General features: G+C 66.8%; 7 protein-coding genes and 2 tRNA genes. 8 read left to right on the top strand and 1 reads right to left on the bottom strand.

What is annotated here, in order from left to right; genetic code table 11:
* Nucleotides 1–268: 268 nt before the first annotated feature.
* From P2Q66_RS06475 to P2Q66_RS06450, 6 genes are all read left to right on the top strand, one after another.
* Nucleotides 269–340, top strand: a tRNA-Thr gene (locus tag P2Q66_RS06475).
* A 61-nt stretch (nt 341–401) separates the two neighbouring features.
* Nucleotides 402–475, top strand: a tRNA-Met gene (locus tag P2Q66_RS06470).
* A gap of 296 nt (nt 476–771) precedes the next feature.
* Nucleotides 772–1719: a hypothetical protein gene (locus P2Q66_RS06465; RefSeq protein WP_275726472.1), complete on the top strand. Its 948-nt coding sequence runs from the start codon at nt 772–774 to the stop codon at nt 1717–1719.
* 137 nt (nt 1720–1856) lie between these two features.
* Complete coding sequence (gene yidC / locus P2Q66_RS06460) at nt 1857–2672, top strand: membrane protein insertase YidC (protein WP_275726470.1); 816 nt, start codon at nt 1857–1859, stop codon at nt 2670–2672.
* A complete protein-coding gene (locus P2Q66_RS06455) occupies nt 2665–3222 on the top strand; it encodes a dihydrofolate reductase family protein (protein WP_275726468.1) in 558 nt (185 codons plus the stop codon). Before yidC ends, P2Q66_RS06455 begins: the two co-directional genes overlap by 8 nt.
* 16 nt (nt 3223–3238) lie before the next feature.
* On the top strand, nt 3239–3898 hold the full coding sequence (locus P2Q66_RS06450) for an SDR family oxidoreductase (protein WP_275726467.1): 660 nt from the start codon (nt 3239–3241) through the stop codon (nt 3896–3898).
* Here the strand turns inward: P2Q66_RS06450 and P2Q66_RS06445 are convergent.
* Nucleotides 3891–5096 (bottom strand): ROK family protein, encoded by a 1206-nt coding sequence (locus P2Q66_RS06445; RefSeq protein WP_275726466.1) that lies wholly within the window; start codon nt 5094–5096, stop codon nt 3891–3893. The genes P2Q66_RS06450 and P2Q66_RS06445 overlap by 8 nt on opposite strands.
* Before the next feature lie 98 nt (nt 5097–5194).
* Here P2Q66_RS06445 and P2Q66_RS06440 point away from each other — a divergent pair, with 98 nt between their 5' ends.
* Both P2Q66_RS06440 and P2Q66_RS06435 read left to right on the top strand, forming a co-directional pair.
* Complete coding sequence (locus tag P2Q66_RS06440; RefSeq protein WP_079596619.1) at nt 5195–6907, top strand: glycoside hydrolase family 13 protein; 1713 nt, start codon at nt 5195–5197, stop codon at nt 6905–6907.
* A gap of 16 nt (nt 6908–6923) precedes the next feature.
* Nucleotides 6924–7823, top strand: a 900-nt coding sequence (locus P2Q66_RS06435; protein WP_275726464.1) for an aldo/keto reductase, incomplete at its 3' end; no start/stop codon positions are given.

Genomic DNA, 7823 nt, shown 5'->3' with positions numbered 1-7823 from the left:
CTGGAATTGGGCCGGAGGTGACCCCGCGTTTGTTGCCGTGCGCGGACAAAAGTTTTCGGGTGTGGGACTCGCCACACTTCACGCATCTGGCGGGTCTGCGCGCGGCCCGTGGCGCCTGGGCGGTGCTGGCTGGTGGCCCAGGAATCCCTGTAATGGCGCGGAAAAGCGACCCCATGAAGGGTAGAAGTGCAACTGTTGCGCCGCTTCCCGGCCGCCCGCGGAGCCGATTTGTTGGTGGGAAAATCTTCCGGTAGAGTATTTACTCGTTGCCCCCCTAGCTCAGTGGTAGAGCGCGTTCTTGGTAAGAACGAGGTCACCGGATCGATTCCGGTGGGGGGCTCTGAATGAGGGCCTGTGTCAAGGCGGTTTTGACCGGCTTGGCGCAGGTTTTTCTCATTCGTGGCGGTGTAGCTCAGTTGGTTAGAGCGCACGACTCATAATCGTGAGGTCGGGAGATCGAGCCTCCCCACCGCTACAGGCTAAACCCCCGGAATCCCCGTGATTCCGGGGTTTTCCTGTTAACTCCCTCATTGGGCGCCCCTCGCTGCAGGTCCTGGGGCCGGCGTGTCACCGATTGGCTTCCTGCCCGGCGGCCAAGGTAACGTTTAGGTCACCGGCTGGCGCACACGCCTCCCAAAGAGCGTCGTTGATGCTTGCGTGTGGTAAGCCCCCAGGTGGCAGCGCCCTTGCGTTCCGCAGCCGCACCCAACTCCGGGCAGGATCCCCCTGGGACTGCCCGTTCCGCACTCCCATGAAGAGGCTTTGTTTTCCATGCGCAGAAACAATCTGCTGGCCGTCGGCATGCTCTCGGTCCTGCTCGCCACGTCGGCGTGCAGCGGCGTAAGCAGCGACGCAAACTCATCCGCACAGTCCTCGGCGAACGCCGGTATTGAAGCCAGCTCCAGCACCGTCCACGACAAGTCGTCCGCAGAGGTGGGGGCCTCCCAGCGCGCTGCCGCCGAAAAGGCCGCTGCCGCCAAGAAGGCCGAGGAAGCCGCCGCAGCCGAGAAGGCCCAGGCAGCAGCCGAAGCTGAGAAGGCCGCCAAGGCCGCAGCCGAAAAAGCAGAGGCCGAGAAGGCCCAGGCGGCTGCAGCGGCAACCGCCCAGAAGGCAGCTGAAAAGCTGCAGGCCGTGCGCCCCGTGCCCTCGGCTGTCCCGGCACCGGCAGCCCCTGCCGCGGCCCCCGCGCCTGTCCTGCCGGCGTCGTCCTCCGAACGGATCGTCACCACCGCCTACACCACGGCGTACACCTGGTACGACAACACCCCGGCAGGCTCGTCCGCCATCAGCCACCCGGTACTGCACAAGACCGCCGGAGGCACCGGCACCTACGAAGACCCCATCACCATTGCCGTGGGCCACTCGCTCGCCACCGGCGAGGACGTCCTCGACTTCCCGGCCGGCACGCGGATCTACCTTCCGGACGTCCGCCGCTACTTCATCGTCGAAGACACCTGCGGTGACGGCAACGATCCCCAGGGCGGCCCGTGCCACCAGGGCGTCAACGTCCATGGCACCAACTCCACCATCTGGATCGACATGTGGATCGGCGGCCAGAGCATGAGCGCCGACGGCGCCAACGCCTGCGCCAGCAAGGTGACCAACGTCAACACCGCCGTCTTCAACCCGGCCAGCAACTACGTTGTGGCACCGGGGGCAGGAGTCATCCACGACGGCAAGTGCGATGCCGGCTACGGCAACACGCTCGTAAAGCAGTAATCAAACGGACATGGCCACCAGCGTCAACTGGTGGCCCTGCGGGGGCCGGCGATATTCGCCGGCCCCGCTTTTTCGTTGCGTGACAAGTTCCCCGTTTCGCCGTAGCTTTGCGGCATCAGACATTGGGGGACCGCCGCATGGACGTTCTTGACGAAATCATGGCTCCGTTCCAGTGGCTTGTGTCCGTCACCATGGTCGGAATCCACGACGGGCTGAGCGCGGCCGGCATGCCGGCAGCCAGCGGCTGGACCTGGACGCTGTCCATCATCGGGCTGGTGCTGCTGATCCGCGCGGCGCTGATTCCCGTGTTCCTGAAGCAGCTCGATGCCCAGCGCCGGATGCGGCTCCTGCAGCCGGACCTGAAGAAGCTGCAGGAAAAATACCAGGGCAAAACGGACCCGCTGTCCCGCCAGGCAATGGCCCAGGAGCAGATGGCGCTGTACCGGGAGCACGGGACCAACCCGTTTTCGGCCTGCCTTCCCGTGCTGGTCCAGGTGCCGTTCTTCCTGGGACTGTTCCAGGTCCTCTCCGGCATCAGTACACGGGCGCGGCAGGGGGAGGGGATCGGGGCGATGAGCGCCGGCCACGTGGTGCAGTTTGACCAGTCCAGCATCTTCGGGGCGTCCCTGACCGCGTCGGTGCTTCATGGCGGTGCCGGCGACCCGGCCGCCGTTGTGCTGCTGACCGTCCTGATGATCCTGGTGATGGTCGCTGCGCAGTTCTTGACGCAACGAAGGATCATGGCCCGGACTGCGGTCCCGGGGGCTCCTGAAAGCCCCTTTGTAAAGCAGCAAAAGATGCTGCTTTACGCGCTGCCCGTCGTCTTCGCTGTGGGCGGCGTCCTGTTTCCCATCGGTGTCCTGGTCTACTGGACGGTCACCAATCTCTGGACCATGGTGCAGCAGTTCCTCGTCAGTGACCGGCCGGCGGGGCAGAATGGGGCGCATGGCTGAGCTCATCTACACCGGCATCGCCTCCCTGGACGGCTACGTCGCAGACAGCAGCGGCAACTTCGACTGGAGCGCCCCGGATGAGGAAGTGCACGCCTTCGTCAACGATCTGGAACGCGAGATCACCACGTACCTGCTGGGGCGGCGCATGTACGAGGTCATGGCCGTCTGGGAAACCCTTGGCGGCAGCGACGATCCGCCCGTGATCCAGGACTACGGGCGCATCTGGCGCAACGCGGACAAGATTATCTACTCGGAAACTTTGGACGCGCCGCCGGCTCCGAGGACGCGGGTCGAGCGCTCCTTCGATGCCGGTGCCGTCCGGAACCTGATGGAGAAGACGGAAGGCAGCATCGGCATCGGCGGGTCCACCCTGGCCGCCGCCGCGCTCCGGGCCGGGCTGGTGGATGAGTGCCGGATATTCCTCAACCCGGTATCGGTGGGCGGGGGCCTGCGGTTCCTGCCCGACGGCCTGAACCTCCGGCTGGAACTCATGGATGAGCGCACGTTCCGGAACGGCGTGGTCTACCTGCGCTACCGCTGCCTGGCTTGAGGGGCAGAATGGGTCCATGACCCGAATCGCAATCATCGGCGGCCACGGCAAAGTGGCCCTCCACCTGTCCACCCTCCTCGCGGAGGAAGGCCACAGCGTCACCTCGTTCATCCGCAACCCGGACCATGCGTCCGATGTCGCGGAAACCGGTGCATCGCCGTCGGTCCTTGACATTGAAAATGCCACGACGGCGGACATCGCCGCTGCGCTGCAGGGCCACGACGCCGTGGTGTGGTCCGCCGGTGCCGGCGGCGGCAACCCTTCACGGACCTATGCCGTGGACAGGGACGCGGCCATCCGGTCGATGGACGCCGCAGCGCAGGCCGGCGTGGACCGCTACGTGATGGTGTCCTACCTCGGGGCGCGCAAGGACCATGGGGTGCCGGAGGACAACGGCTTTTTTGCCTACGCCGAGGCGAAAGCCGCGGCTGATGAGTACCTGCGCGCGACTGACCTCGCGTGGACAATCCTGGGGCCGGGCACCCTGACCGATAAACCCGGCACGGGCATGATCAAGGTCAACCCCACCGCGGGGGAGGACGGACGGGGAACGTCGCGCAGCAACACGGCCATCGTGGCCGCAGCCGTGCTGGACCTGCCGGAGACGGCGGGCCGGACGATCGAGTTCTGCGACGGCTCGCTGCCGGTTGCTGCCGCCCTGGAGTCGCTTAGCTGACCGTTGTGGACAGCTCCAGGTCGAGGGAATTTTTCTCAACGTAGTCCAGCGCCGCGCGGACCGCACCAACAGTCACCATGGCGTCGCCCAGCGGGGAGACGGCGATGCGCGGGGGAGTGGCCGTGAATTCCGGCAGCCGTGCGGCGATAGGGTCCAGCAGCACACCGGCCGAGTTGGCCACCGCGCCGCCGATGACCACAAGCTCCGGGTTGTACATGGTGGCCACGGTGCCAATGACGCGGGCCATCCTGTCTGCCAGGCGCTCCAGGATGTCCTGTGCCACGGCATCGCCGGATGCCGCGGCCGCGAAGACCTGTTCTGCCTCGGCGCCATCGCGGGCGTGGGCGCGCAAGGACGTCCTTGCCGGGCCGGCCACGGCTTCCGCTGCCCAGGTCCGTGCAAGGTGGGCGATGCCATAGGTGTCGCCCACACCCTGGACCAGGTCCAGGAAGGCCAGTTCGCCGGCGCTGCCGCGGCTGCCGTGCAGCAGCCGGCCGCCGTCGATGACCCCGGAGCCCAGGCGTTCGCTGGCAAGGATGACCACCACATCATCCACGCCGGCGGCCGCGCCCAGCCAGCGGTCCCCGAGCGCCGCCAGGTTGGCGTCGTTCTCCAGCAGCACCGTCCAGCCCCGAAGGTCCTTCAGGGACGCCCGCAGGTCGATATCGAACAGGCCCCAGAATTTCTGCGTTGCGAGGACGTCGCCGTGCCGGTCCACGGGGGCGGCAACACCTGCGCAGACAGCGAGGACTTCCTCCGGCCCGGCAGCAGCGCTCTCCAGCGCCGTCATGGCCACCTGGTCGATAAAGCTGATGCGCTGGACGGCAGTAAGGTCGGCGACATCGAAACGCCGGCTCAACCTGGCCACGGTCTTGCCCCGCAAGTCCGCAACAACCGCCGTCACCTTGGAATAGCCGATGTCCAGGCCCATGACCACGCCGGCCCGGTGGTTCAGTTCAAACCTGCGGGCCGGCCGCCCCTTCTGGTAGTCCCCGAAGGCCCGCTGGTTTTCCAGCTCGCGGATCCACCCTCGGTCCTTTAGGTCCTCGCACACGGAAATGGCCGTTGCCCTCGTCAGGCCGGTCGCGTCCATGACTTCCGTAACCGTCACCGCGCCGGAGAGGCGCATGAACTCCAGCACGGCGCCGGCACTGACCCGCCGCAGCAGGCTGGGAGTGGCAAGGGGCATTTCAGGCATGCTGTTGACCTTTCTGCGGACCACACCAGATAATATTCGAGGAAGTAAATTTAGAGTCAAAATAAATATACGCCGAACCAGAAGAAAAGGATCACCCCTTGTCCACCACTGCCACCCTGGCAACCCTGTCCGACTCCGACCGTCCGGCCGATCCCAACTGGTGGCGCCAGGCGTCCGTCTACCAGATCTATCCGCGCAGCTTCGCCGATTCGAACGGTGACGGCATCGGAGACCTGAAAGGCATCACGTCCAAGGTCCCGTACCTGAAGTCGCTGGGGATCGATGCCGTGTGGCTGAGCCCCTTCTACCCGTCGGCGCTCGCCGACGGCGGCTACGACGTTGACGACTACCGCGATGTGGATCCCAAGCTCGGTACCCTGGACGACTTCGACGAGATGGCCAAGGCCCTGCACGACGCCGGCATCAAGCTGATCGCGGACATCGTGCCCAACCACTCCTCGGACCGGCACCAGTGGTTCCAGGAAGCCCTCGCGTCCCCGAAGGGTTCCCCGGCGCGCGACCGCTACATCTTCCGTGACGGCAAGGGCCCCAACGGCGAGTTCCCGCCGTCGGACTGGGACTCGGTGTTCGGCGGTCCGGCGTGGGAGCGCATCACCGAGCCGGACGGCACCCCCGGCCAGTGGTACATGCACATTTTCGCCAAGGAGCAGCCGGACCTGAACTGGTCCAACCGGGAGATCCGGGACGACTTCCTCAAGACCCTGCGCTTCTGGTCGGACCGCGGCGTGGACGGCTTCCGCGTGGACGTGGCCCACGCCCTCACCAAGGACCTCACGGAGCCGCTGCTCTCCAAGCTCGAACTGAGTGCAGCCAACACCGGCGTGGACGGGTTCGACGACGGCACCCACCCGTTCTGGGACCGCGACGAAGTCCACGAAATCTACGCCGAATGGCGCGAGGTGTTCAACGAGTACAACCCGCCCCGCACGGCCGTCGCGGAAGCCTGGGTCCACGCCACCCGGCGCGCCCGCTACGCCAGCCCGCAGGGCCTGGGCCAGGCCTTCAACTTCGACCTGCTGCAGGCCGATTTTGACGCCGCCGAATACCAGGAGATCATCACCCGCAACCTCGCCGAAGCGGCCGCCACCGGTGCTTCGTCCACCTGGGTGTTCTCCAACCACGACGTCGTCCGGCACGCCACCCGCTACGGGCTGCCTCAGGTGTCCAAGGGCAAGGGGCGCACCAAGGGCCAGGACGGCAAGGACTGGCTGCTCGCCGGCGGACCCGCAGAGGAGTTGGACATTGAACTCGGCGAACGCCGGGCCCGCGCGGCCACGCTCCTGATGCTCGCCGTCCCGGGATCCGCGTACCTGTACCAAGGCGAGGAGCTCGGGCTGCAGGAAGTGGCGGACATCCCGGAATCGGAGCGCCAGGACCCGTCCTTCTTCCGCAACAAGGGCGTGGAAATCGGCCGCGACGGCTGCCGCGTGCCGCTGCCCTGGAAGGTGGAGGGCACCTCGTTCGGGTTCGGCGAGGGCGGCTCGCACCTGCCCCAGCCGGACTGGTTCAGCAAGTACGCGGTCGAGGCACAGGACGGCACCGAAGGCTCCACCCTGGAGCTGTACCGCACCGCGCTGAAGCTGCGCCATGAACTGCAGACGGACGAGGAACTCGAATGGGTCGAGGCCGGCAACCCGGAGGTCCTGCACTTCCGCCGCCCCAACGGCTGGCAGTCCGTGACCAACTTCGGGGACACCGCCGTCGACCTTCCTGCCGGAACCGTGCTGGTCAGCAGTGCCCCGCTCGAGGACGGCAAGCTGCCGGCCAACACCACCGCGTGGCTGCGCTGATGCGGGAAGTCATCCGTTGCAGGAGCTGATTTACGGCTGCATGGGCCTGGGCGGCAGCTGGTCCGACGAGCCGCATGGAAGCAGCCATGTGGACGAGGCCGCTGCCGCCGTCCAGGCCGCCCTGGACGCCGGCATCACGCTTTTCGACCATGCGGACATCTACCGCAGCGGCAAGTCCGAGGCGGTCTTCGGCGAAGTGCTGGCCGGCACTCCGGGGCTGCGGGACCGGATCAGGCTCCAGACCAAATGCGGAATCCGGCTGAACGAGTGGGGCCTGCAGACGCACTACGACCTCAGCCGTGACGCCATTCTGGAGCGGGTCAACGGGAGCCTGGAACGGCTGCGGACGGACTACGTGGACATCCTCCTGCTGCACCGCCCCGATCCGCTGGCGGACCCCGCGGAGGTGGCGTCCGCCGTCGGGCAGCTCATGGCTGAAGGCAAGCTCCGGCAGCTGGGTGTGTCCAACATGTCCGGTGCGCAGATCGAGGTGCTGCAGGACCGGCTGGAGACGCCCGTGGTGGCAAACCAGCTGGAGATGAGCCTGCTCAGGCGGGCCTGGCTGGAAAGCCAGGTGCTGGTCAACCATCCCGAGCACCTGGACTACAGCTTTCCGCACGGCACGCTGGAGTACTGCACCCGCAACTCCATTACCCTGCAGGCGTACGGCTCGCTGGCCCGCGGGCTCTATACCGGCGCGGAACCGGAGAGCCCCACCTCGGCGGAGTCCGCCACCTCCGAGCTGGTGGCCCGGCTGGCGGCGGAGCACGGCACCTCCGGCGAAGCCGTGCTCCTCGGCTGGCTGATGAAGCACCCGGCGGGCATCGCCCCGGTGATCGGGACGGTCAACCCGGCGCGTATCCGCGCCTGTGCCGACGCTTCCCGGGTGGCCCGGGAATTGACCCGGGCCGACTGG

Source organism: Arthrobacter sp. Cr_A7 (genome assembly GCF_029222765.1).
In the GTDB taxonomy this organism is placed as follows: domain Bacteria; phylum Actinomycetota; class Actinomycetes; order Actinomycetales; family Micrococcaceae; genus Arthrobacter.
The sequence above is the reverse complement of the archived record's forward strand: the minus strand, read 5'-3'. Positions and strand labels throughout refer to the sequence as shown.

Coding starts and splice junctions, on each gene's coding strand:
- P2Q66_RS06445 (WP_275726466.1), bottom strand. CDS start 5,096: ATGCCTGAAATGCCCCTTGCCACTCCCAGCCTGCTGCGGCGGGTCAGT.
- P2Q66_RS06455 (WP_275726468.1), top strand. CDS start 2,665: ATGGCTGAGCTCATCTACACCGGCATCGCCTCCCTGGACGGCTACGTC.
- P2Q66_RS06465 (WP_275726472.1), top strand. CDS start 772: ATGCGCAGAAACAATCTGCTGGCCGTCGGCATGCTCTCGGTCCTGCTC.
- P2Q66_RS06450 (WP_275726467.1), top strand. CDS start 3,239: ATGACCCGAATCGCAATCATCGGCGGCCACGGCAAAGTGGCCCTCCAC.
- yidC (WP_275726470.1), top strand. CDS start 1,857: ATGGACGTTCTTGACGAAATCATGGCTCCGTTCCAGTGGCTTGTGTCC.